Source organism: Bradyrhizobium iriomotense (genome assembly GCF_018130765.1).
Classification (GTDB): Bacteria; Pseudomonadota; Alphaproteobacteria; order Rhizobiales; family Xanthobacteraceae; genus Bradyrhizobium; species Bradyrhizobium iriomotense_A.
The window spans coordinates 130,989-153,183 of sequence record NZ_JAFCJZ010000015.1; the positions used below are offsets into that span (position 1 = coordinate 130,989).

Here is a 22,195-nt window from a genome sequence, read left to right on the forward strand (position 1 = left end):
TTTAGAATGGTTCTAAACTATATAGGGCGCCGCAGTTTCCGGGTCAAATCAGGCCGTGCCGGCCTTGGCCAGGAAGTCGAGCAGCAACCGGCTCACCTCGGCCGGCTGCTCCTGCTGCACCCAATGGCCGGCGCCGTCGACGAGATGGCAGCCGAGCATCTTCGTGCAGCCGTGCCCCTGCATCGCCTCGAATACACCGGGGCGCTGATAGGTGCCCCAGTCCTGCTTGCCGGAGATGAAGCAGGAGGGCACGTCGATGCTGCGGCCGGCAAACAGCTGCATCTCGCTGTTGAGCATGCCCGACGTGCCGTAGCGATACCATTGCAGCCCGCCTTGAAACCCGGTGCGGCCATATTCGGCGCTGTAATAGGCGAGGTCGCTGTCCGGCAGCCATTGGTTCGCGGCGATCGCAGCCGGCGAGGGCATCTCTTTGGCGACGGTCTCCGCCATGGTCTCGCCGGCGTCCATCACATAATAGGTCGGAAGTTTTGCAAGCTCGCCTGCGGACCAGGACTTGAGCGGATACGGCTTGTTGTCGATCCAGTCCGCACTCTTGTGATGATAATAGGCGCGCAGGAAATCATGCACACCCTGCGGCGCGTGCTGCATGTCCGCGTTGGCCGGACGAGTCGCGTAGTACCATTGATAATGCTTGCGCGGACGCGGCAGCGCGGCGAGCTCGCGATGAACGGGGTCTTCGATTGGCGGCCTTGCCGGCGCATCGACGGTGTTGAAAGGCAGCGTCGGCGCTCCGCCGAAAGGCGCGCTCATCAGTGTCACCGAGCGAAACACGTCGGGCCGGATCAGCGCGCACCACGCCGCGACCGGACTGCCGAAATCGTGCCCGGCGAGATCGACCTGCTTGTAGCCGAACGCCGACACCAAAGCGAGCGCATCGCGCACCAGGTTGAGGAGAGAGAACGGCGCGAGGTCGCCGTCATAATCCGCGGTCCATCCCGTGGTGCGGCCATAGCCGCGCTGGTCCGGCGCGATCACGTGATAGCCGGCCTGTGCGAGTGTCGGCATCACCTTGCGCCAGGAGAAGGCCAGCTCGGGAAAGCCGTGCAGTAGCAGGATGCAGGGGCGGCCCTTGGTCTCGAAGCCGGCCTCGAGCACATGCATGCGCAAGCCGTTGATGCCGTCGATGGTGCGCGAGCGGATTCCGGCAGGCAAGGGGATGTCGGGGAGTGATGTCATGGTGTTCTCCACACGGGTGGAATCGTAGGGTGGGCAGAGCGAAGCGTGCCCACCATAAGGAGTGGTGGGCACGGCGCGCGAAGCGCGCGCCTTTGCCCACCCTACGGCATCTCGGCTAAATCACACCGCGATACATTCGAACGCATTGCCCTTGCGCCTGATCTTCCCCACCGACGGCGAAGGAAAATGCGCCGTGCAGCACAGCGTGTCGGTGTCGCAATAACGCTCCAGGAAGCTGCGGCGCGTCGTTGCTGCCTTGGCCGGATCGACGTCGAACTTGATCGACAGCTCGGGATAGAGCGTCTGCAACGGCGAATGCATGAGGTCGCCGGAGAACACGGCGTCGTCCTTGCCGCGGCCCATCGTGATGGCGATATGGCCCGGCGTGTGACCGGGCGTCGGCAGGATGCGGACGTGATCGCCGATCTCATGATCGTTACCGACGAGCTCGTGCCTGTTGGCCTCGACCACCGGCAGCACGCTGTCGGCGAAGGGCGGCACTTCCGCCTTCGCATTCTGCTCGGACCAGTGATCGAATTCCTGCCTGGCGAAGACATAGCGCGCGTTGGGGAAGGTCGGCACCCAGCGGCCGTTCTGAAGCCGCGTGTTCCAGCCGACGTGATCGACATGCAGATGCGTGCACATCACGAAGTCGATGTCATCGACCGCGAATCCTGCGGCGTTCAGCGCACGCAGATAGGTGTCGTCGGTCTTCATGTTCCATTTCGGCCGATTGGGGCGCGGCTTGTCGTTGCCGATGCAGCTGTCGACGAGGATGGTGTGGTGCGGCGTCTTCACCACATAGGACTGGAAGCAGAGCAGCAATACGTCCTGGTCATCCAGCGCCTTCGCTTCGCGCATCCAGGCCCGGTTCTCGGCGAGCAGCTCGGGCGTGAGTCCGGGCAGCATCTCCAGCGCCGGGACGAACGAGGTTTCCTGCTCGATGATGCGATGGATGGTGAGATCGCCGACCGAGTATTTGAGGCTCATGAGAACTCCCGGGAGTTACGCCGCCGGCGGCACCGAGATCTTCACGGAGGGCCGCTCCAGCATTTTTTGATGGAAGGCGTCGAGCTTCGGATAGGCCTTGCGCCAGCCGCAATCGGCGAAGCGGAAGTCGGCATAGCCGAGCACGCAAACGAGGCCGATCTGCGAGATGTCGAACGGACCGTTCAGCACGTCGGGCATGTTCTCGAAGCGCGCCATGCCGGTCCAGGCCCGATTCCAGTGGTCGTCCGACCACGCCTGCCATTGCAGGCCCTGCGGCCGCACCATCTTCTCGTAGCGGCACAGCAGCATGGAATCGAGCATGCCGTTGATCAGCGAGTGATTGGTCTTGGCCTTCCAGCGCCGCGGGCCGTAATCCGGGATCAGGCTGCCGCCGGCCATCTCGTTGAGATATTCGACGATGACGTAGGAGTCCAAAATGACGTCGCCGTCATTGGTGATCAGCACCGGCAGCTTCTTCAGCGGCGTGATCTTCGAATAGTCCTCGTTGGCCTGCCCCGGCGCGACGGTTGCCGGCGTGAATTCGATCTTGTCGATCAGCCCAAGCTCGATCGCGGCGATGCGCACCTTGCGGGCAAAGGGCGAGGCGGCGGAGAAGGAGAGTTTCATGGGAAATAACCTCTATCCTGACACACAGTCCTCATCCTGAGGAGCGCGCCCCCTTGGCGCGCGTCTCGAAAGATGGACAACGAGGGAGGGTCTCTCGTCACCCGGCGCGAACGCCGGGCAACCGTGTTTGTGGCGCATCCTTCGAGACGCGCGCGTTGCGCGCTCCTCAGGATGAGGCCAGAGGCCTTACGCCGCGATGATCTCCTGGCGCTGCTCGCCGAGGCCCTCGATGCCGAGCGTCACGACGTCGCCGACATTGAGGAAGGTCGGCGGCTTCATGCCGAGGCCGACACCGGGCGGGGTGCCCGTGGTGATGATGTCGCCCGGCAGCAGCGTCATGAACTGCGAGACATAGGAGATGCACTTGGCCATCGAGAAGATCATGGTCTTGGTCGAACCGGTCTGGCGGCGCTGGCCGTTGACGTCGAGCCACATCGACAGGTTCTGCACGTCCTTGATCTCGTCCTTGGTCGCGAGCCAGGGGCCGACCGGGCCGAAGGTGTCGTGCGACTTGCCCTTGGTCCACTGGCCCAGGCGCTCGATCTGGAAGGCGCGCTCGGAGACGTCGTTGCAGACGCAATAGCCGGCGACGTAGTTCAGCGCGTCGGCTTCCGAGACATACTTGGCGCGGGTGCCGATGATGGCGGCGATCTCGACCTCCCAGTCGAGCTTGGTCGAGCCGCGCGGTTTCTCGACCGCATCGTTCGGGCCGGAGAGCGAGGTGTTGGCCTTCATGAAGATGATCGGCTCGGTCGGGATCGCAGCGCCGGTTTCCTTGGCGTGGTCGCTGTAATTGAGACCGATGGCGATGAATTTCGAGATGCCGGTGACCGGCGCGCCGAACCGCGGCTTGCCGGAGACGGCGGGCAGCGAGGCGGGGTCGAGGGCCGCCAGCTTCTTCAGGGACTCCGGCGAATAGGCCTCGCCCGTGAAGTCCTTCACATGCGCCGACAGGTCGCGCAACTGGCCGGATTTGTCGATCAGGCCGGGCTTTTCCGCACCCTTTTCGCCATAACGAACAAGCTTCATTCTCGTTTCTCCCTGGAGATGGACCGATCGGTTAAATAGCTTCATGGAACAGGGCGGCGGGAAATTCAACCGCCGAAAACGGGGCGCATTGCAGCCTTCGAAATTCGGTGGGCGGGCACGAGACCTACGCCAGCGCCACAAACCTGAACGCGTCCCCGTCGCGCCTGATGTGCCCGGCCGAAAAATGCCCGCCGATCACCAGCGTCTCCGTGTCGGCAAAACGGCCGAACAGCGCTGCCCGCGTCGCCGCCGATTGCGCCTGGTCGGAATCGGCGGTCGAGGACCAGTCGAGATGCGCCATCTGGCAGGGATGATGGGCGACGTCGCCGGTGAGCAGGCCCTGCTCGCCGTCGGATTTGATCAGGATGCTCATGTGGCCGGGGCTGTGGCCCGGGGTCGGGATCATGCTGATCTCGTCAGACAATCGGTGATCGCTCGGGATCAGATCGGCCCGGTCCGCATCGACGATCGGCTGCACGGAATCGCCAAACACGGCGGCCTTGTCCGGCTCGATGGAATGGTCGCGCCAGTGCTCGTATTCGGTGCGGCCGAAGAGGTAACGCGCCTTCGGAAAGGTCGGCACCCATTTGCCGTCAACCAGCTTCGTGTTCCAGCCGACATGGTCGACGTGGAGATGCGTGCACAGCACCGTGTCGATGCTGTCAGGCGGAAAGCCCGCCGCCGTCATCGTCTCGAGGAACGGCGTGGTGCGGTTATTCCATATCGGGACGCCACGGCCCTGCTTGTCGTTGCCAAGCCCGGTGTCGACCACGATGCGGCGCGTCGGTGTCTCCACCACCAGCGAATGGATCGACATCTTCAGTCGGCCCTCTTCGGTGGCGAAATGCGGGATCAGCCAGGGCAGCTTGCGGATTTCCTCGTTGCTCGCCAGCGGCAGGATGAAACGGGTCGAGCCGATCGTCTCCAATTCCACGACCTTGGTGATCCTGATCCTGCCGACCTTCCATTGCATGCGGCGTGCCCCCATGTTCTTGCTTTGGCGCGGAACCATGCGCACTTTCCGCCGTCAAGCGCAATGGATCATCTGGTGCGATGCGGCGTTATCGCGGGAACCCTGGAGAACGCGACGCCAAGAGAGGCTGCCATGCCGGAGCTTGCCATTTCCGCCGAGAAAGTCGCCTTCATCATCGAGAAGGCGCGCGAATTCGACGTCAAGGAAGGGGATGTCGATCCCGATTCGGGCTCGAATCCGAGCGACGACGATGCGGTCGATGTGCTCGAGGATGACGGCTCCGATCCCGTCGCCAGCGAGCTCGGCGGCTTCATCGTTGCCCTGAACGAGGACGAGCAGGTCGATCTCGTTGCGCTGACCTGGCTCGGTCGTGGCGACGGCACGATCGATGATTGGGATGACTTACGTGCCCGCGCCGTGGAGGCTCGGTTCGAATATCGCAAGCCCCGGCATGAGACGGTGCAGTACCTGCTCGGCGAGCCGATGCTGGGCGATCTGCTTGCCGATGGTCTCGATGCCTTCGGCATCGACTGGACCGACGAGCGCATCACCGCCGATTCCTCCGATCCCAGCGAGCGGGATGAGGACGAGCCGACGAAGCAGCGGTGATCTTTGAAATCTCTCTCCCCGCAGGAGCGGGGAGAGAGCAAAGCGACGTTACAGCGTGCCCGGGAAGGCGCCGCCATCGAGCAAAATGTTCTGCCCGGTGATGAAGCCCGCCTTGGCGCCGCAGAGGAACGCGCAGGCATAGCCGAACTCGTCGGGCTGGCCGAAGCGCCCCGCGGGATTGAGCTTGGCGCGCTCGGCCAGGATCTGCTCCGGCGTCGTGCCGCGCTTGTCGGCCTCGGCCTTCGCGGTGCCCGTCAGGCGGTCGGTCTCGAACGGGCCGGGCAACAGGCCATTGATGGTGACGTTGTTGATCACCGTCTTGCGCGACAGGCCGGCGATGAAGCCGGTGAGGCCGGCGCGCGCGCCGTTGGACAGGCCGAGGATGTCGATCGGCGCCTTCACCGCGGCCGAGGTGATGTTGACGATGCGGCCGAACTTGCGCGCCATCATGCCGTCCACGGTCGCCTTGATCAGCTCGATCGGGGTCAGCATGTTGGCGTCGATCGCCTTGATCCAGTCGTCGCGGGTCCAGTTGCGGAAATCGCCGGGCGGCGGGCCGCCGGCATTGTTGATCAGGATATCGGGATCCGGGCAGGCCTTCAGCACCGCCTCGCGCCCGGCCGGCGTCGTGATGTCGCCGACGATCTCCGTGACCTTCACATCAGGATAGGCTTTCCGGATCTCGTCCGCCGTCTTCTTCAAGGCTTCGGCGCCGCGCGCGGTCAGCGTGACGTCAACGCCGGCTTCCGCCAGCGAGACGGCGCAGGCGCGCCCCAGGCCCTTGCTGGATGCGCAGACGATGGCGCGGCGACCTTTGATCCCAAGATCCACTGTATCACTCCGTAATGTCAGGCAGGTTTTGGATGGACAGCACTCTAGCCAACTGTGACGCGGCTGATAAGGGAGGGAGCCGCGTCAAAATGCATGGCGTGGCCTGCGGCGATGCACTAGATGCGACGCTCCTGCTTGAGGCGGTCGATCACGGACGCTGCCTCCGGCGGCAGTGACTTGAAGCCCATCTGGCCGACCGTGGAGAACAACGGCCGCAGATGCGAGCTGGCGAGGAACGGCGGCTGGTGGTTCGCCGGCACGATCTGGTCGAACACCAGCACCAGGGTGGTGGCGACGAGGCCGACCCTGACGGCGCCGAGCGCGGCGCCGCCGAGCCGGTCGCCGATCCCGGCCTCGCCGATGGTGTCGTTCAGCGCGACGCGGCCGATATGGCCGAACAGCATGCCGACGACGACGAAGATGCCGAAGAACCAGATCCAGTTCTGCAGCAGCGGCGCGTTCGGATTGCCTGCAATCTGCGGCGCGATCAGCGGCATCAGCGCGACCGCGATCGGCGCGGCGAGCAGATAGGCGAGGATGGTCATGGCGCTGCGGAGCAGGCCGGTCCTGAAACCCAGGCCCACCGCGACGGCGAGCGCGGCATAAACGGCGAGATCGAAACTGTTCATGAGCACAACCCTGCCTTGATCGAACGAATGAACGCCGGGCCGGTCATTCCGGTTTCAGATCGCTAAAATCGTCTGTATTGATGGTTCCAAAGGATCAGGGAGCACGCGCAAGGACATCGTCATGTCAGGCCTATTCGACGTCAGTAAAGAAACCATCCTCGTCACGGGCGCGAGCCAGGGGCTGGGGCGGCAGTTTGCCCGGGTGCTGGCGGCGCATGGCGCGGCCGTTGTGCTCGCCGCGCGGCAGACGGACAAATTGAAGAATCTGGAACAGGAAATCCGCGGCAAAGGCGGCCGCGCCGCCGCCGTCGCGCTCGACGTCACCGACACCGCCTCGATCGCGAAAGCCGTCGATGCCGCGGAATCAGCGCTCGGCCCGATCACGGTGCTGATCAACAATGCCGGCATCGCCATCGAGAAGCTCGCGACCGAGCAGACCGAGGCGGATTGGGATGCCGTGATCGGCGCAAATCTGAAGGGCGCCTATTTCCTCGCGACTGAAATCGCCCGCCGTATGATCGCGCGCAAGCAGGACGGCAACATCGTCAACATCGCCTCCGTGCTCGGCACCGGCGTGCTCAAGGCGGTGTCGCCTTATGCGATCTCCAAGGCCGGCATCATCCAGGCAACGAAAGCGATGGCGCTGGAGCTCGCCGGGCAGAACATCCGCATCAACGCACTCGCGCCCGGCTATATAGACACCGAGATGAACCACGCCTTCTGGTCGACGCCCGCAGGCGAGCGCCTCGCCAAACGCATCCCCCAGCGCCGCGTCGGCGCCGAGTCCGATCTCGACGGCGCGATTTTGCTGCTGGCGTCGAAGGCGTCGCGGTACATGACGGGGAGTGTGATTACTGTCGACGGTGGCTTCTTGCTGAATTAACCGCCGCTGTCGTCGCCGACAGGCGCGTTTCGCTCAGGTGTCGTCCCGGACAAGCGCGCCCAAAGCGCGCGCCGATCCGGGACCCATAACCACAGGACGTGGTGTGGTGCGAGATCGGTAACTCCGAGTCTTCGCCAAGTTACTCCCTGTGGTTATGGGTCCCGGCCTTCGCCGGGACGACAGCGGAGAATGACGCGGCTTTGTCGCAATTCACCGGGACAACGATGCGGAAACGCCGTCGCCTAACTCGCCAGCACCTCCGCACCTATCATATCCGCCGCCTTCTCCCCGATCATGATCGTCGGCGCATTGGTGTTACCGCCGATCAGCGTCGGCATGATCGAGGCGTCGACGACGCGCAATCCCTCGACCCCATGCACCTTCAACGTCGGATCGACCACAGCCATCGCATCCGTGCCCATCTTGCAGGTGCCGACCGGGTGATAGACGGTGTCGACGCGCTCGCGCAGAACGCTGCGGATGTCGTCGTCGGTTCGCACATCGGATGTGAACATGTCCTTCTTCTGCAGCGCGCGCAGTGCCGGCGTCTCCATCAGGCGCCGCGTGGTCTTGAAGCCGGCGACCATCGTCTCGAGATCCTCCGCCTCACCCAAAAAGTTCGGATCGATCATGGGGGCTGCGAGCGGATCGGCGCTTTTCAGCCAGACGCTGCCGCGGCTCTTCGGTCTGAGCAGACAGAAATGGCATGAGAAGCCCGCCTCCTTGTGACGCTTGCGGCCGTGGTCGTCGAGCATCGCGATGACGAAGTGCAGTTGAATGTCTGACACGTCGAGGTCGGGCGTGGTCTTCAGGAAGCCGCCGCACTCGGCGAAATTGGTGGTCATCAGGCCGCGTCGCTCCCGGCGGTATCGCTGGATCGCGCGCAGCAGGGATGGCAGCCGTCCCAGTGACGAGTGAACGAAGTGCGGATAGTCGGAGGCGTAGACGAACACGAAATCCGGATGGTCCTGCAGATTGCGCCCGACGCCCGGCAAATGATGCACGACGCCGATGCCGTGCTCACGAAGTGCATTGCCGTCGCCGACGCCCGACAGCATCAATAGCTGCGGTGACTGGAAGGCGCCGGAGGCGAGGATCACCTCGCGGCGGGCGCGCAGCTGCTTCTGCTGCCTGCCCTGCACATATTCGATGCCGACTGCGCGCCCTCCTTCGAACAGGATTTTCGTTGCCTGGGCCCCCGTCTCGACGCGCAGATTGGCGCGCTTGTCCATGTGGGGTTGCAGATAGGCGCGCGCCGCGCTCCAGCGTTCGCCATTGCGCTGCGTCACCTGGTAGCTGCCGAGCCCTTCATGGTCCTCTTCATTGAAGTCCTCGCGGATGCGGAACTGCGCCTCACGCGCAGCCTGATGGAAGACGTCGTGGATCGGATTGTCCGAGCGCAGTCTGTTGACATGCAGCGGGCCGCCCTTGCCATGATATTCGCCGTCGAAATCGCTGTTGTTCTCCGAGCGCTTGAAGTAGGGAAGCACGTCCGCATACGACCAGCCGGAATTGCCGAGCGCGGCCCAGTGGTCGTAGTCCCATTTGTGGCCGCGGATGTAGACCATCGCGTTGATCGCCGAGGAGCCGCCAAGGCCCTTGCCGCGCGGTTGATAGCCGATACGGCCGTTCAATCCCTTCTGCGGCACGGTATCGAAGGCCCAGTTGGCCGCGCTGTATGGCAAGGCGAGCCCGAATGGCGTGGTGATCCGCCAAGTGTCGTTCCGCCCGCCCGCATCGAGCAGCGCCACCGATGTCGCCGCATCCTCCGACAGCCGGCCTGCGACGGTGCAGCCGCCCGAGCCCGCGCCCACGACGATGAAGTCGAATGTGTCAGTCAATGTTGTTTCCCCCTCAGAGTCTTTTTGTTGGTCGTCATTCCGGGGCGCGACGAAGTCGCGAGCCCGGAATCCATCCCACCACCATTGATGCGGACAGATGGATTCTCAGGTGCGCAATTGCGCACCATAGCTCGCGCTACGCGCGCCCCGGAATGACGGATAGCTACGACATCAACCGCATCAGCTTCTCCAGCCGCGCGATCTTGCCGCCATAGGGCGGATAGAGATCAGCGAGGCGGTTGAACTTGGAGCGATAAAACACCGGCTTCAGCTTGCTGAACGTGCGAAAGCCCCATTCGCCGTGATAGGCGCCGCTGCCGGAGGCGCCGACGCCGCCCATCGGCTGGTTGATTTGCGCAAAATGAAACAGGCAGTCGTTGACGGTGACGCCGCCGGAGATCGTGCGCGCCAGCACCTCGTCGCGCGCGGCGCGGTCCTTGCCGAACCAGTACAGCGCCAGCGGCCGCTCGCGCGCGTTGACGAAGGCGATCGCCTCGTTCGCGTCGCGCGTGCCCAGCACCGGTAGCACGGGGCCAAAAATCTCCTCCTGCATCACCGCCATCGCTTCCGTCGCGCCGATGATGAGCGTCGGCGGAAACTTGCGGTGGGCCTTCCAGTTGGGATCGTCGGCCTTCGCCGGCTGCAGGATTTTTGCACCACGCTGCGCGGCATCCGCGACCAGGCCTTCCAGCCGGGCATAATGCCGGTCGGAGATGATGGAGGTGTAGTCCTTGCTGGCGGGATCGGCGCCGAACATGCGCCGCATCTGCGCGCGCACCTTCTCGGCAAAGGATTGCACCGAATTTTCCGGCACCAGCACATAATCCGGCGCGATGCAGGTCTGGCCGGCATTGAGCAGTTTTCCGTAGGCGATGCGTTCGGCCACCTCTTCGAGATCGGCGGATGCGTCGATGATCGCGGGCGACTTGCCGCCGAGCTCGAGCGTGACGGGCGTGAGATTGCGTCCCGCGGCTTCCGCGACCAGCCGCCCGACCCGGGTCGAGCCGGTGAACACGAGATGATCGAAGGGGAGGCTCGCAAACGCCTTTGCAACCTCGTCCTCAATGCCAGTGATCAGCACTTCGGTCGCATCGAACCTTGCCGCGACTGTCTCCTTCAGCAACGCCGAAAAGTGCGGCGCGAGCTCGCTCGGCTTGATGATGACGCGGTTGCCGGCCGCGATCGCGCCGATCGCGGGCGCGAGCGTCAGCTGGAGCGGATAATTCCAGGGCGCGATGATGCCGACGACGCCGAGCGGCTGCGGCATCAGCCGGTTGCGTGCGGGCAGGAATTGCAGGGCGGTGGCGATTCGCTGCGGCGCCATCCAGCCCTTCAGGTGCTTTGTCGCATGCCGGATCTCGCTGTAGACCATCATCGCCTCGGCGATCGTGGTCTCGACCGAAGAGCGGTGGCCGAAATCGGCCGAGATCGCCTGCCGGAAACGCTCCTCGTTGTCGGCGACGACGCTGCGCAGCCGCGCCAGCCGGTCGAGCCGCTCGGCCAGATCAGGCGCCGGCCCCGTCCGCGACCGCGCGACCATGGCATGGAAGCCATCCTCCAGCGCTCCGACCGGGGCGCTCGTCAGGGCATGGTCCATGGCGTTCTCCCCTCAAGGGGCATTTGCCCCGATTTTTGTTGCCGCAAGCTGACCCTTTGCGGAACTTCTGGCAAGTGCGTGTCGAAGGGGCCGGAATCCGGCCCATCAGCCTGTCATAAAGTCGAAAAAAACGTCCCCACAGCCCTTTCCAAAGGCAGTCCGGGTTGGTACATACCCCCCGCACCCGACGGGCTTTGCCCCGGGGTTGTCTTCCAAGGAAGTCTTTGGGACGGAAGAGAAAAGCCACGCGAACAGCGCCGGCCCTCATCCAGCGTCCCCGGCATTTTCGACGAAGGCTAAGCAACGGTTTAACGCGGGGTGGAGCAGCCCGGTAGCTCGTCAGGCTCATAACCTGAAGGTCATAGGTTCAAATCCTATCCCCGCAACCAAATTCGGATTGACCGGATCCGATACGAAAACGGCCCGCTTGATGCGGGCCGTTTTTGTTTTGGGCCTTTGCGGCGGCCTGACTGTCCGTGCCGGTTCAGGTGAAGCCGCCGGTGACGGGACAACTCCCGCCCAGGTGAGGGTAAGCGGCCGAGTCGCAAGCTACCCGCGATCCGGCCACTCATGGCGAAGAGCGCCAGCGGCATTTCGGACATCGCTCGGCGTGCAACCAAATCTCCGGCGGAACAGTCTGTTGAAATGCGACACGTTGGCAAAGCCGCAATCAAACGCGATGGTGCTGACCGGCACATCCACCGGAGCGCGGCGGCGAAGCGCTTTATACGCGGCGGTAAGCCGCTGCTCGGTGAGATAGGCTGTGAAGGTCAAGCCGCTTTCCTCGAATATCTGCTGCACGTAGCGGACGCTCACGCCGTGCCGCGCGGCGATGGTGTGCACCGACAGCTCCAGCCCGCGCAGATTGGCCGCAATGTCGTCCTTGATGGCTTGCAGCCGAGCCGCCGGAAGGCCGCGCGTCCGGGCCTGCTCGGCCGCATCGCGCGTCGGCCCCAGTGCAAACGCCAGAAGATCGCAGACATGGTCCGTAAAGGCGGCTGCGAGCTCGGGCGTGGTCACGACGTTGTCGCGGCGGGCGAGATCGAGATAACGCACCAGCATCTGCAACGCCGGGCTTGAGGCCGGTATACGACGCGCAAACGTTGCGCCGATGTCGGGGACTAGAGATTTTATCGCGGTACGCGGAACTGAGAACGCCAGATAGCGACACTGTTCAGGAATGGTGATCACACTGTCGTCGCCATTGCTCAACAGCGACCAGTCTCCCGGATGCAGATCGACGCTGCGGCCGAGCTGCGAGGTGTCCCATCGGGAGGTCGTCACGCTGACGAAGGTGACATCGTCATTGACCATCAAGCTGCGGGAATTCTCCTGGCGAGCCGGAGATGTCGAGCCCTCCATCAGTCCGAAAGTCGAACAGCGCGCAATTTTTGCGGTTGAGCGGAAGTCCCTGGCGGACCCGGGACTGACATCGATGCGCACGCCACAATGGCGTCCGAGGGCTTCACTCCAGGCAGCGAGGCGCTCGTGGGCCGGATAGGAGTCGGTGGAAAACCCGGCGACTTGCAAACCGCTCATGGAACCCCCGTTCGAACGACATTGCCCTTTCGAGGAGCAATCGATCATGAAGATTGACCCAACGTTATACGGCGTGCCGGAAGTTCACAATCACCCATGAAGTCATCTGATGGGTGCCGTGATTGCTGCTTCGGCAAGTGGCCGCCAGTCGTGATGGACCATTGCGCACTCATCGCGTCACTCAGGCAGCGCGTATGGCTTGAATGGCGGCTGTGTCGTCGGGCTCAACGAGGTCCGACCAACAGCGCTCCCAGCGTGTGTTCAGCGCTCAAGGCATACGGCTGGCGTGATGATGCACCAGCAGCCACTTGCCACTGCGCTTTTCGAAGATGTTGGTCGCAAGCGCCGAGATGTCCAGCACGTCGCCGTTCGCTCGATGCGCGTACACCTTTTCAACACCTACGACCCGCGCGACGTTGCCGTTGATTGTGATCTGCGGATTGTCCATCACCACGGAGAAGTCTTTGTACCTCACCGGATGGTCCGCATAACTTTTTTGCACGGCCTCCCAGCCCAGCAGCGGTGCTTTACTTGAGGGGTGTATGACGGAGACGGACCCGTCCTGGGCCCAAGTTGCTTCGATAGCCTTGACGTCCAGCTTGGAGAACGCCTCTTCGACCTCTGTGTTCGCTGCAAGCACATCGGCCTTATCATCTGCGCGTGCCGGGACCGCTCCAAATGCCAGCAAGAGCATGAGTATGAGCGAGCGACTGAAAAGGTTCATATGTTGTGGCTCCATTGCGAGCGGCAATCTCCGTAGATTGATCCAGCAGAGCGCCGCGAGCAAGCGGCCGATTTTATGAGTACGCGGGCGACATCGCCTTTGTTTGTCGCGACGCTCCTCATACGGCCGAGTCCTCCCACCGACTCGTAATTTGCAAAGCCGATCGCGCCTTAGATCAAGCCCGCGGAAAGCGCTGTTGCGCCTCAACGACAGCACACCCGCGCCAACCGTGCGAGATTGCCTCGATCGGCCGATTCAACCGCTCAAGCGAGCGGCTGATTGCTGCTCATCGACTTTCGCGCGCATGCGCACGCAGGAAATGGGATTTGGAGGGGGCATGAATTTCAGCACCTTGTTCGATCGCAGGCGAAACGCACTGCTAGCCGGCGCGACTCTTGGCTTGATGCTGGCAAGTGGCCTCACGACGGCGGCAAACGCCGACGGTGGATCCGGCGGTGCGTCCGGGCCGGTTGCAGGCGGCGCGGGGGGTATCGGTGATTCTGGTGCTGCGGGAGGTGACGGGACGATCAATCTTGAATCCACCGTCGCCCATTATGGCAGTGGAGGAGGTGGTGGCGCGGGTGGAAGCGGAAACGGAGGCACGGGCGGCGGTTTGGGGGCGGGTGCAGGGGGCACGGGTGGAGCGGTCGGCTCTGCAAACGGGGGAACTGGCAGCAACGGCATCGGAGGCGGCGGTGGAGGTGGCGGTGGGTTTAGTGGCGGCGTCGTCGGCGGCAACGGCGGAAACGGAGGCATTGCGATAGGCGCTTTTTTTGGCGGCGGCGCCGTCCCTGGAGGGATCACCTATCGCGGGGCGGGAGGTGGCGGTGGTGGTGGTGGCGGCTCTGGCCTGGGCACCGGCGGAACCGGCGGAGCGGGTGGCGATGGCGCCACAGCGATTGTGCAGGCCTCGTCGAGTGGCGCGGGGGACATTGACATTGCGCGCGCCGGTGGTGGCAGCGGTGGTGATGGCGGCGATGGCGGCATCGGAAATCTGCAAGCCGGGTCGTTTACCCTGAACGTCAACAGCATCGGCGGTGCGGGAGGCGCCGGCGGGGCCGGCGGCGACGGAAGCGCTGATGCGGTGGCCACCGGTGCCGGAGGACAGACGACTGCGATCGCAGTTGGCGGCAATGGTGGTAACGGCGGCAGTGGTCGTGCCGCCTTCGAGGTGACGGGGTCCAATATCACCGTGGCCAATACGGCCACCGCTACAGGCGGCATCGGTGGCGCCGGCGGAAACGGCGGAGATGGGTCGGCAACCGCAACGACCGCTGGGGTCACCGGCACATACCTGAAAATTGCAACTGCTGGTTACGGTGGGAAAGGAGGGGCTGGGGGAGGCGGCGCTGTCTTTACCGGCTCCGCTGTCACGTTCATCAATTTGGGCTCGGTGATTGCCGGAGGCGGTGGTGTTGGAGGCCGCACGGGCGCTGCAAATATTGGGATCACCGCTGGCACAGGGACCGATGAGGCCAATGTAGGGTTCTCGGGCGCAGGTGGCGCAGGCGGAACGGGCGTCCTGTTTGCCGGATCGAATGGATTCTTCAACAACGCCGGGTCTGTCGCCGGCGGCGCGGGAGGCGCAGGCGGTGTGTGGGATGGTGTCGGGGGGCAAGGCGGCGCCGGCGTGCAATTTGCGGGGACCGGAGCGACGCTGGTCAATTCCGGTCAGATTTCCGGCGGCAATGGTGGCGCCTCAGCGTCGGCGGCAGGTAGCGGCGGCGCCGGTGTCATCGGCGCCGGCCTCACGATCACCAACAACGGCACGATCAGCGGCGGCCTCGACGGCGGCGGAACGGTCAGGCAATTCGCCATCGAACTGACCGGCGGCGCCAACGCCATCAGCCCGGGCGGCACCATCAACGGCGGAATCCAGTTGCAGGCAGGTTCGCTGATGCCGGCATTGGCCGGCTCGACGGTCGGCGCGACGCTGAACGTCAACGGTCCGGTGTTCCTCGCGCCAGCCTCCACCTACAGCATCCGCGTCGGCGGCGCGGCCAACGATTCCATCACCGCCACCGGCGTCGTGACGGTGTCCGGCGCGAGCGTGTCGGCGACGGTCTCCGGCGGCTCGGGCAGTCCGCTCGGCCAGCACACCATCATCACGGCGAGCGCGATCAGCGGCACGTTCGCCTCGCTCTCGGCAGCGACGACCTCGGCCTTCCTGCGGGAAACGCTGTCGTACGATCCGACGCACGTCTACCTGAACATCACGGGCAATGGCGCCGGCGGCAATGTGGACTTCACGACCGTGACGCAGACGGTCAACCAGTTCAACGTTGCGTCCGCGCTCAACGCGGCCGGCAACGCCAATGGCTTCAGCGGGCCGCTGTTCAACGCCCTTGTCGGCCTTTCCGCCTCGCAGGCGCGCGCCGCGTTCACGGCCCTCGATGGCGAAGCGGCGACAGGGGCGCAGCGCGCCTCCTTCCGCTTCACGGACCAATTCCTCAATTTGATGCTCAACCCCTTCGTCGATGGCCATTTCGGTGCCGCCGCGGGCGGTGGAGTCACCGGCTTTGCGCCGGAGGAGCAGGCCAACCTGCCGCCCGAGATGGCGCAGGCCTACGCATCGGTGTTCAAGGCGCCGCCACCTGCCAATTTCGAGCAGCGCTGGAGCCTGTGGAATGCGGCGTTCGGCGGCAGCGGCAAGACCAGCGGCGATCCCGTGATCGGCTCGACCGACACAAGGCTCAGCACCTATGGCTTCGCCGGCGGCCTCGATTATCGGCTCTCGCCTCATACCGTGGTCGGCCTTGCCGCGGCCGGCGGCGGCACCAATTGGGGATTGTCCAATAGCCTCGGCAACGGCCGCAGCGAGTCCGCGCAAATCGGCGCCTATGCGAGGACGGTGATCGGCCCGGTCTACATCGCCGAGTCGATCGCCTTCGCCAACCACTGGTTCACGACCGACCGAGCGGCACTCGGCAGCAATCTGCGTGCTACCTTCACAGGCCAGAGCATCGGCGCGCGCATCGAAGGAGGTTATCGCATTGCCGTGACGCCTAACTTCGGGATCACGCCTTATGCTGCGGCACAGGCGCAGGCATTCCACTCCGGCGCCTACAGCGAGACCGACGTGAACAATCTCGGCTTCGGCCTGACCTATGCAGCGAAGCAAGCGACCGATGTCCGCACCGAGCTCGGTGCGCGCTTTGACCATCCGACGCTGCTCGGCGGCACGCCGCTGATCGTGCGCGCGCGATTGGCATGGGCGCACGATTTCGTCGATACACCTTCGCTAAGTGCGGCGTTTCAGGCGCTGCCGCTCTCGAACTTCACCGTGTTCGGTGCGCCGATCCCGCACGATTCCGGCCTCGCCTCGATCGGCGCGGATTGGTATCTGAACCAGAACTGGAAGCTGCTCGCCAAGTTCGATGGTGAATTTGCCAAGCGCTCGGATCTCTATGCCGGCACAGTGGCGCTGCGGTATTCCTGGTGACGGGGCCTGCTCGGAGGTTCGGTGGCGCTCGCAGAATCGCGCGTCTTGCAGCTCTGAGCAAACGAGAACCGCGGGCGCTTCATGACGTCGCCTGCCGCGGTCGCTGCTCCCCTCAAAACTCCTTAATCACCTTCCCGTCCGCTCCCACCAGCGTCGACGGTGCCTCGCCGAACACCAGCCCCTCCGGCTGAAACTTGATCGTCTTGCCGCCCTCGACGAACTCCGCAAAATTCCGCGGCGTGGCAGAGTGCACGCCGTTTTGCAGGAAGTCGCCGGTCTCGTAGCAGGTGTCGGGCTTGCCGCCAGAGCCTTCGCCCAAAAACTTCTGGAAGGTCTGGCTCGTCACCTTGGCCTTCTTGCGCGCGGACCAGTTGGTGTAGCGGCGGTAGAGCTTTGGCAGGATCACGGGGCCCTTGTCGGTCGCGAGCACGGCGGTTTCGCCCACCTTGGGCTCGCGCAGGTCGAAGTCGAAGGCGCCAATGGTCTTCGCAAGATGCTTCCAGACCAAAAGCTTCTTTGCGCGTGCGGTCTTGGCGAGCGCAAGGAAAGCCGTGATCTCGTCCTCGTTCATCGAGGAGTAGAACGTCGGATAGGCAAAGCCCTGCGCGACCAGCCAGTGGTTGATGTCGACCTTTTGCCCCGCGACCGTCACCTCGATGTCGCTGACCAGCCGGCCATAGGTGTCGAACACCTCGTTCGGCGTATCGACATGGGTGAACACCCGGCAGGCCAGCGTCGGCCCGCCGGCTTGGCTGAGAAAATCATGCAGCGCCTTGCTCGCGGTCGCGCCGAGGAATTGCCGGTAGGAATGCGTGACCTCGTGATAGGCCTGCTTCCTGGCATCCGGCAGCCCCTTCTTCTCGGCGGCCGAGAGCGGCGACGGCTGATAGTGCAGCTCCGGCGCGTCGATGCCCTGGAGGCGAATGGTGAGCTTGCCGTTCCTGATCGGCGCGATCGACGTGCGGCCCTTGACCTTGGCGCCCTCGAAGACGTGGGTCGGCTGGAACGGCGCCGTGTCGTTCTTGCGGAAGCGGATCGCGTCGGGCGCGATCGTCACCACCACCTTGGTCGTGTCCGCGTCCGACCGCCCTGCCGGCCAGAACTGGCCGACATCGATGGTGCCTTCGACCTCCAGCAGTCCCACGGGCATCGGCCGCTCCCTGTCGAACGCGCGCGACGGTCGCCGTCCAATGAGGCGACTCGCGCACACACTGAAGAGAAGCGAATCATCTTCGTGCGACAGGGCCGTGACGGGAAGTGGGACGGAGGCGACACGCCACGGCCCCGGCAGACAAAACGCCCGCGCGCCTGTCGCGCACGGGCGTCGATGGTTCTTTTAACCATGCAGAAGGTTTCTAATCAGTCCCTGTGCGGGCAGACCATCGTCAGATTGAGCAGCGTCGGCTTGTCCGAGCCCTTCTTGTACTCCCACTCGAGCCGGATCTCGTGCCGGTGGGCATAGGCATCGCTCGGCGCGTGGACGATGATGTTGGTCTTCATCGGGATCGGCGGCTCTGAATTGAAGCATTTGCGGACGCAGGCATCGAGCAGGTCGCATCGCGTCAGCGGGATCACGCCCGGCTCGTCCTTGGAGAGGGGGACCGTGTTGGGCTGGGTGCTGAGGTCGAGACGAGCCCGGCCCTTCTCCTTGTGCCAGTACTTGGCGCTTCCTTGCGGCCAGTTCGAAGCCGGCGTCAGAATCAGATGGTACTGGCCGTATTCCAGGGTCGGCAGATCGATATCGTCCGATGCCTTGAGCTTGGCCACGCTCTTCTTCATGTTCGCCAGCGGGTAGTAATTGCTGTTCATCAAGTCCCTGAAGGCCTTGCCGCTATATGTCCTGCCGCCCATCGCCTTAATCCTTCGATACAATCAAATCAGTCAGGGCGACGTGCAGCCCGGCAAGGCTCGTTGGCCAGAACGAAAGCCTCGGTGCCCCCTGGAATGCGCGGCCCCATTTCGCGCGGCGAGGACGCTACCACCCGAAAATGTATTTCGTCCAGAGAGCCACCTTTGCCGACACAGGTATGTTTCGCGGCAAGTTGATTGCCATGCATGTCGCGATTGGTATTCTTGCGCCAAGCTCCCCGTGAGCATCGGTCGGCAGAGAACGCCGTCGTGGGTTTTGAAGGCACAGGAATGCATTGTGTCGCGTGTCAGTCGACGATCGACCCAAGCGCTAGCTGGTGCCCGAAATGTGGGCTGGCCGTGCGACGCTCCGATCCCGACAGCGAACGCCGGTTCGTCACCATTCTCCGCGCCGATGTCGTCGATTCCACCGGTCTCGTCGCCGAGCTGGAGCCGGAGGCGGCGGTCTCGCGGCTGGAGCCGGCCTTGGCCGCGATGCGAGGCGCGGTGCGCCAATTCGGGGGCATCGTCAGCAAAGAGCTGGGCGACGGGATCGCGGCGGTGTTCGGCGCGCCGATCGCGGACGACAACCACGCGCCGCTGGCCTGTCATGCGGCACTCGAACTCGTCCGGCGCGTCGCGAGCCTCGGCGATGCCGGGCTTCAGGTTCGCGTCGGGCTTCACTCCGGACATGTCGTCGCCTACATGGTCGCCAGCGAGTTTTCCAAGGTCTACGAGATCGGCGGTGCCGCCCAGCATCTGGCGGCCCGGCTGGAGTCGGCGGCCGAGGCGAATCAGATCTACGTGTCGGAGGCCTGCCAGCAGCTTGCCGAAGGGCACGTGCGTTTCGAGTTTCTCGGCGGCAAGCCCCTGCGGGGCTTCAATCAGCCCGTGCCGGTCTACCGGATCGTGGGCGCGAGCGACCTGTCGAGCTGGCGGGTGCGACGGGCGCGCAGCATCTCCCGGTTTGTCGACCGTACCACCGAGCGGGGGCTGTTAGGTCGCGCCGCGCAGGCGGTCGGTGCTGGCCGGCAGACCGTGCTGCTGCTGGGCGACGCCGGCATCGGAAAGTCGCGCCTCGCGCACGAATTTGCCCAGGAGCTCAAGGCGGGTGGCTGGCGTCTGATCGACGCCGAGTGCAGTCCGAATCTCCAGGGGGCGCCGTTCAGTACGCTCAAGCGCCTGTTGCTCTCGCTGCTGGAGACCGCCGCCAGGGATCCCGAGGGCCTCGGAGACCCGCGAAAGGATTTCCCGCTGATCCAGCAATGCGCGCTCGATGCCGTGCTGGATCTGCCGATATCGGAGCCGCAGTGGACCGAGTTGGAGCCTCACGCGCGAGGCCGGGCCATTTCCGACGCGAGCTGCGCGATCATCGAGAGCGTAGCGCGGCGCCACCGCACGATACTGCTGCTCGAGGACCTGCACTGGATCGATCGGGCCAGCGATGCCGTCATGTCTGCAATTGCTTCGCTTCAGACACCGGATCTTCTCGTGCTGCTGACGTCGAGGCCGAACGGCATGCCGGTCTGGATCGCGCGCTGCCGCGCCGAGGTCGTTGCGATGCGGCCCCTCGACGACGATTCGGGGCTGGCCATGCTGGCCGACATGCTTGGCCCCTCCGCGGCGAACAACGATCTGAAGACCAGGATTATTTCGCATACCGCGAATGTGCCCTTGTTCATCGAGGAGGTTTGCCGCGGCCTGAGGGATAGCGGAACGCTACGAGGCCAGTGGGGTGATCTTGCGCTCATGCGCCCCATCGACGAGCTTGGCATTCCCACGAGCATCCAGGGTGTGATCGCCGCGCGCCTCGATCGCGTGTCGCGGCAGGAGCGTTCCGTCTTGCAGATCGCCGCAGCGCTTGGGCCGAGATCGAGCGTTGTCATGCTGCGCAAGCTCGTCGAGCTGCCCGAGGAGGCCCTCCAGGATTGCCTTGCGACGCTCGATCGTGCCGAGTTGCTCGCGCGGATCGACAGCGAGCTGGACGACGCACTCGAGTTTCGGCACGAGATGGTCCGCCAGGTGACGTACGACTCGATGGTCGAAAAGGTGCGCGAAGACATTCATGCGCGCATTCTTGCGATATTCGAGAGTGACGGAACGGCCGCGGATGAGCCCGATACGCTGTGCTATCACGCGCTGCGTGCCAAGGATTGGCGCAAGGCGTTCGCCCATGGCAGGAGCGCGGGACGGAAATGCCTCAGCCGCTCGGCCTTTGCGGACGCGGCCAACTATTTCGAAATCGCGATGGGCTCGCTCGACAAGGCGTCGATGACGCCATTGCGCGAGGCGGATGCCATCGATCTTCGGATGGAAGCGCGCGGGGCGTTCATCGCCTCCGGCCAGATTTCGGAGTGGCTGGATCTGGGAAAGGAAGCCGAACGGCGCGCTGACGCGATCGACGACATCGGACGCAAGGTCGCCGCGATGACCGTCAGGTCGGGCGCACAGAATTTTTACGGGGCGCCGGTCGAGGCGGTCGCGATCGGTGAGGAAGTCGTCCGCCTTGCGGTGGAGTGGGGCAACAAGGGTTGGCTCAATCTTGCGCGATATGGACTGGGGCAGGCCTATTTCCTGGCCGGGCGCTACCGCGAAGCCGGGCAGACATTGGCACTGGCTCACGCCCAATTGGCGAGCCCGGACGCCAGCGCCCCGATTGGAACGACTCCAAAATATCTGCTCCTCCTCTGCTGCATGATGAAGAGCTTCACCCACACCGTCATGGGCGAGCTCGAGGCTGCCGAGCAGCTTCAGCGACAGGCCGCTGCGATCGCGGAGGAGACCGGCCGCCCCTACGACCGTGTCGCCGTCGCCTATAGCGGCGGCTGGCTGAAGCTCGGGCGGAACGATCCGGCGGCGGCCGCTGCCATCCTCGAAGACGGCTTTGTGCTGGCGCAGAAGCACGGCATCCGGCTGTTCGTGCCGGTGCTCGCCTGCCACCTCGGCATCGCCTATCTTGAGCAGGGGCTGTTCGACCGGGCGCGCGGCATGCTGACCGAGGCGCGCGAGGAGGCGAAGGCGGTCGGCTATACCTCGGCGGTGCTGCGCAGCTCGATCTATCTTGCGCTCGCCACCCACCGCCTCGGCGATATCAAGGCCGCGCAGAACATGCTGCGCGAGGCCCGCAACACCGCGCGCCAGCAGGGGTTTTCAGGCCTCGAGGCCGAGGCGCTGTTCGGCGAGGCCGTGGTGACGCCGGCCTCGGACGAGGCGAGCAAGGCGGCGGTCCTGGCCGCACTTCGTGCCGCGATCGCGATCGCCTCCGACAGCGGCGCGCTGCCGCTACAGCAGAAGGCCGAGGCGATGCTGAACGAAATGCTCGCCCGCGGCGACGAGCTGACCTGACCTTTGGCGTTCAACGGTCTGGCGTGCGATCGTACCGCCACGCCGTTTTCTTGCCCGAATGGACGCTTTTATTTGATAATGATATCAACGG

General features: G+C 64.3%; 18 protein-coding genes and 1 tRNA gene. 5 read left to right on the top strand and 14 right to left on the bottom strand.

All coding sequences use genetic code 11. The annotated features are described in order from the left end of the window. Window positions 1–48 precede the first annotated feature (48 nt). The 5 genes from JQ635_RS24725 to JQ635_RS24745 form a co-directional block, all read right to left on the bottom strand. Window positions 49–1,197, bottom strand: a complete 1,149-nt coding sequence (locus JQ635_RS24725; RefSeq protein WP_211412385.1) for an alpha/beta hydrolase — start codon at window positions 1,195–1,197, stop codon at window positions 49–51. Window positions 1,198–1,317: 120 nt separating this feature from the next. Continuing rightward, window positions 1,318–2,187, bottom strand: a complete 870-nt coding sequence (locus tag JQ635_RS24730; RefSeq protein WP_211412386.1) for an MBL fold metallo-hydrolase — start codon at window positions 2,185–2,187, stop codon at window positions 1,318–1,320. Window positions 2,188–2,202: 15 nt separating this feature from the next. Beyond that, complete coding sequence (locus tag JQ635_RS24735) at window positions 2,203–2,814, bottom strand: glutathione S-transferase family protein (RefSeq protein ID WP_211412387.1); 612 nt, start codon at window positions 2,812–2,814, stop codon at window positions 2,203–2,205. Between the two features lie 186 nt (window positions 2,815–3,000). After that, entirely contained in the window at window positions 3,001–3,843 is an 843-nt protein-coding gene (locus JQ635_RS24740; RefSeq protein ID WP_211412388.1) for a fumarylacetoacetate hydrolase family protein, read from the bottom strand. A gap of 124 nt (window positions 3,844–3,967) precedes the next feature. Next, complete coding sequence (locus tag JQ635_RS24745; protein WP_211412464.1) at window positions 3,968–4,816, bottom strand: MBL fold metallo-hydrolase; 849 nt, start codon at window positions 4,814–4,816, stop codon at window positions 3,968–3,970. A gap of 132 nt (window positions 4,817–4,948) precedes the next feature. On the opposite strand from JQ635_RS24745, the gene JQ635_RS24750 reads away from it, so the two are divergent. Then, on the top strand, window positions 4,949–5,425 hold the full coding sequence (locus JQ635_RS24750) for a DUF3775 domain-containing protein (protein ID WP_211412389.1): 477 nt from the start codon (window positions 4,949–4,951) through the stop codon (window positions 5,423–5,425). 48 nt (window positions 5,426–5,473) lie between these two features. Here the strand turns inward: JQ635_RS24750 and JQ635_RS24755 are convergent, their stop codons facing one another. Together JQ635_RS24755 and JQ635_RS24760 are read right to left on the bottom strand one after the other, a co-directional pair. Continuing rightward, the gene (locus tag JQ635_RS24755; RefSeq protein WP_211412390.1) at window positions 5,474–6,256 is read right to left on the bottom strand and encodes an SDR family oxidoreductase; all 783 of its coding nucleotides are present in this window, start codon (window positions 6,254–6,256) and stop codon (window positions 5,474–5,476) included. A gap of 116 nt (window positions 6,257–6,372) precedes the next feature. Continuing rightward, the gene (locus JQ635_RS24760; RefSeq protein WP_211412391.1) at window positions 6,373–6,885 is read right to left on the bottom strand and encodes a CvpA family protein; all 513 of its coding nucleotides are present in this window, start codon (window positions 6,883–6,885) and stop codon (window positions 6,373–6,375) included. A 121-nt stretch (window positions 6,886–7,006) separates the two neighbouring features. Here JQ635_RS24760 and JQ635_RS24765 point away from each other — a divergent pair, with 121 nt between their 5' ends. Next, on the top strand, window positions 7,007–7,768 hold the full coding sequence (locus JQ635_RS24765) for an SDR family oxidoreductase (RefSeq protein ID WP_211412392.1): 762 nt from the start codon (window positions 7,007–7,009) through the stop codon (window positions 7,766–7,768). Between the two features lie 242 nt (window positions 7,769–8,010). On the opposite strand, the gene JQ635_RS24770 is transcribed toward JQ635_RS24765, so the two are convergent. Further along, on the bottom strand, window positions 8,011–9,609 hold the full coding sequence (locus JQ635_RS24770; protein ID WP_211412393.1) for a GMC family oxidoreductase: 1,599 nt from the start codon (window positions 9,607–9,609) through the stop codon (window positions 8,011–8,013). Between the two features lie 163 nt (window positions 9,610–9,772). Next, on the bottom strand, window positions 9,773–11,206 hold the full coding sequence (locus JQ635_RS24775; RefSeq protein ID WP_211412394.1) for a coniferyl aldehyde dehydrogenase: 1,434 nt from the start codon (window positions 11,204–11,206) through the stop codon (window positions 9,773–9,775). A gap of 312 nt (window positions 11,207–11,518) precedes the next feature. On the opposite strand from JQ635_RS24775, the gene JQ635_RS24780 reads away from it, so the two are divergent. Then, window positions 11,519–11,595: transfer RNA gene (locus JQ635_RS24780), tRNA-Met, on the top strand. A gap of 160 nt (window positions 11,596–11,755) precedes the next feature. On the opposite strand, the gene JQ635_RS24785 is transcribed toward JQ635_RS24780, so the two are convergent. The 3 genes from JQ635_RS24785 to JQ635_RS39245 form a co-directional block, all read right to left on the bottom strand. Beyond that, on the bottom strand, window positions 11,756–12,745 hold the full coding sequence (locus JQ635_RS24785) for a helix-turn-helix domain-containing protein (protein WP_211412395.1): 990 nt from the start codon (window positions 12,743–12,745) through the stop codon (window positions 11,756–11,758). Window positions 12,746–13,013: 268 nt separating this feature from the next. Then, on the bottom strand, window positions 13,014–13,469 hold the full coding sequence (locus tag JQ635_RS24790; RefSeq protein WP_211412396.1) for a YybH family protein: 456 nt from the start codon (window positions 13,467–13,469) through the stop codon (window positions 13,014–13,016). A 379-nt stretch (window positions 13,470–13,848) separates the two neighbouring features. Continuing rightward, window positions 13,849–15,087 carry a hypothetical protein gene (locus JQ635_RS39245; protein ID WP_211412397.1) on the bottom strand — a complete coding sequence of 413 codons (1,239 nt, stop codon included), beginning with the start codon at window positions 15,085–15,087 and terminating at the stop codon, window positions 13,849–13,851. Between the two features lie 12 nt (window positions 15,088–15,099). Between JQ635_RS39245 and JQ635_RS39345 the strand changes: the two genes are divergently transcribed. Beyond that, complete coding sequence (locus JQ635_RS39345) at window positions 15,100–16,911, top strand: autotransporter domain-containing protein (protein WP_211412398.1); 1,812 nt, start codon at window positions 15,100–15,102, stop codon at window positions 16,909–16,911. Between the two features lie 112 nt (window positions 16,912–17,023). Here JQ635_RS39345 and JQ635_RS24805 read toward each other — a convergent pair whose 3' ends face one another. After that, window positions 17,024–18,061, bottom strand: a complete 1,038-nt coding sequence (locus JQ635_RS24805; protein WP_211412399.1) for a thermonuclease family protein — start codon at window positions 18,059–18,061, stop codon at window positions 17,024–17,026. A gap of 209 nt (window positions 18,062–18,270) precedes the next feature. Next, entirely contained in the window at window positions 18,271–18,762 is a 492-nt protein-coding gene (locus JQ635_RS24810) for a hypothetical protein (RefSeq protein ID WP_211412400.1), read from the bottom strand. A 288-nt stretch (window positions 18,763–19,050) separates the two neighbouring features. On the opposite strand from JQ635_RS24810, the gene JQ635_RS24815 reads away from it, so the two are divergent. Then, window positions 19,051–22,104, top strand: coding sequence for an ATP-binding protein (locus JQ635_RS24815; RefSeq protein ID WP_211412401.1), 3,054 nt, complete (start codon window positions 19,051–19,053; stop codon window positions 22,102–22,104). Window positions 22,105–22,195: the final 91 nt, after the last annotated feature.

What these genes read in the sequence shown, in the direction of transcription:
- JQ635_RS24725 (WP_211412385.1), bottom strand. Translation starts at nt 1,197, where the DNA reads ATGACATCACTCCCCGACATCCCCTTGCCTGCCGGAATCCGCTCGCGC.
- JQ635_RS24730 (WP_211412386.1), bottom strand. Translation starts at nt 2,187, where the DNA reads ATGAGCCTCAAATACTCGGTCGGCGATCTCACCATCCATCGCATCATC.
- JQ635_RS24735 (WP_211412387.1), bottom strand. Translation starts at nt 2,814, where the DNA reads ATGAAACTCTCCTTCTCCGCCGCCTCGCCCTTTGCCCGCAAGGTGCGC.
- JQ635_RS24740 (WP_211412388.1), bottom strand. Translation starts at nt 3,843, where the DNA reads ATGAAGCTTGTTCGTTATGGCGAAAAGGGTGCGGAAAAGCCCGGCCTG.
- JQ635_RS24745 (WP_211412464.1), bottom strand. Translation starts at nt 4,816, where the DNA reads ATGCAATGGAAGGTCGGCAGGATCAGGATCACCAAGGTCGTGGAATTG.
- JQ635_RS24750 (WP_211412389.1), top strand. Translation starts at nt 4,949, where the DNA reads ATGCCGGAGCTTGCCATTTCCGCCGAGAAAGTCGCCTTCATCATCGAG.
- JQ635_RS24760 (WP_211412391.1), bottom strand. Translation starts at nt 6,885, where the DNA reads ATGAACAGTTTCGATCTCGCCGTTTATGCCGCGCTCGCCGTCGCGGTG.
- JQ635_RS24765 (WP_211412392.1), top strand. Translation starts at nt 7,007, where the DNA reads ATGTCAGGCCTATTCGACGTCAGTAAAGAAACCATCCTCGTCACGGGC.
- JQ635_RS24775 (WP_211412394.1), bottom strand. Translation starts at nt 11,206, where the DNA reads ATGGACCATGCCCTGACGAGCGCCCCGGTCGGAGCGCTGGAGGATGGC.
- JQ635_RS24785 (WP_211412395.1), bottom strand. Translation starts at nt 12,745, where the DNA reads ATGAGCGGTTTGCAAGTCGCCGGGTTTTCCACCGACTCCTATCCGGCC.
- JQ635_RS24790 (WP_211412396.1), bottom strand. Translation starts at nt 13,469, where the DNA reads ATGAACCTTTTCAGTCGCTCGCTCATACTCATGCTCTTGCTGGCATTT.
- JQ635_RS24805 (WP_211412399.1), bottom strand. Translation starts at nt 18,061, where the DNA reads ATGCCCGTGGGACTGCTGGAGGTCGAAGGCACCATCGATGTCGGCCAG.
- JQ635_RS24810 (WP_211412400.1), bottom strand. Translation starts at nt 18,762, where the DNA reads ATGGGCGGCAGGACATATAGCGGCAAGGCCTTCAGGGACTTGATGAAC.
- JQ635_RS24815 (WP_211412401.1), top strand. Translation starts at nt 19,051, where the DNA reads ATGCATTGTGTCGCGTGTCAGTCGACGATCGACCCAAGCGCTAGCTGG.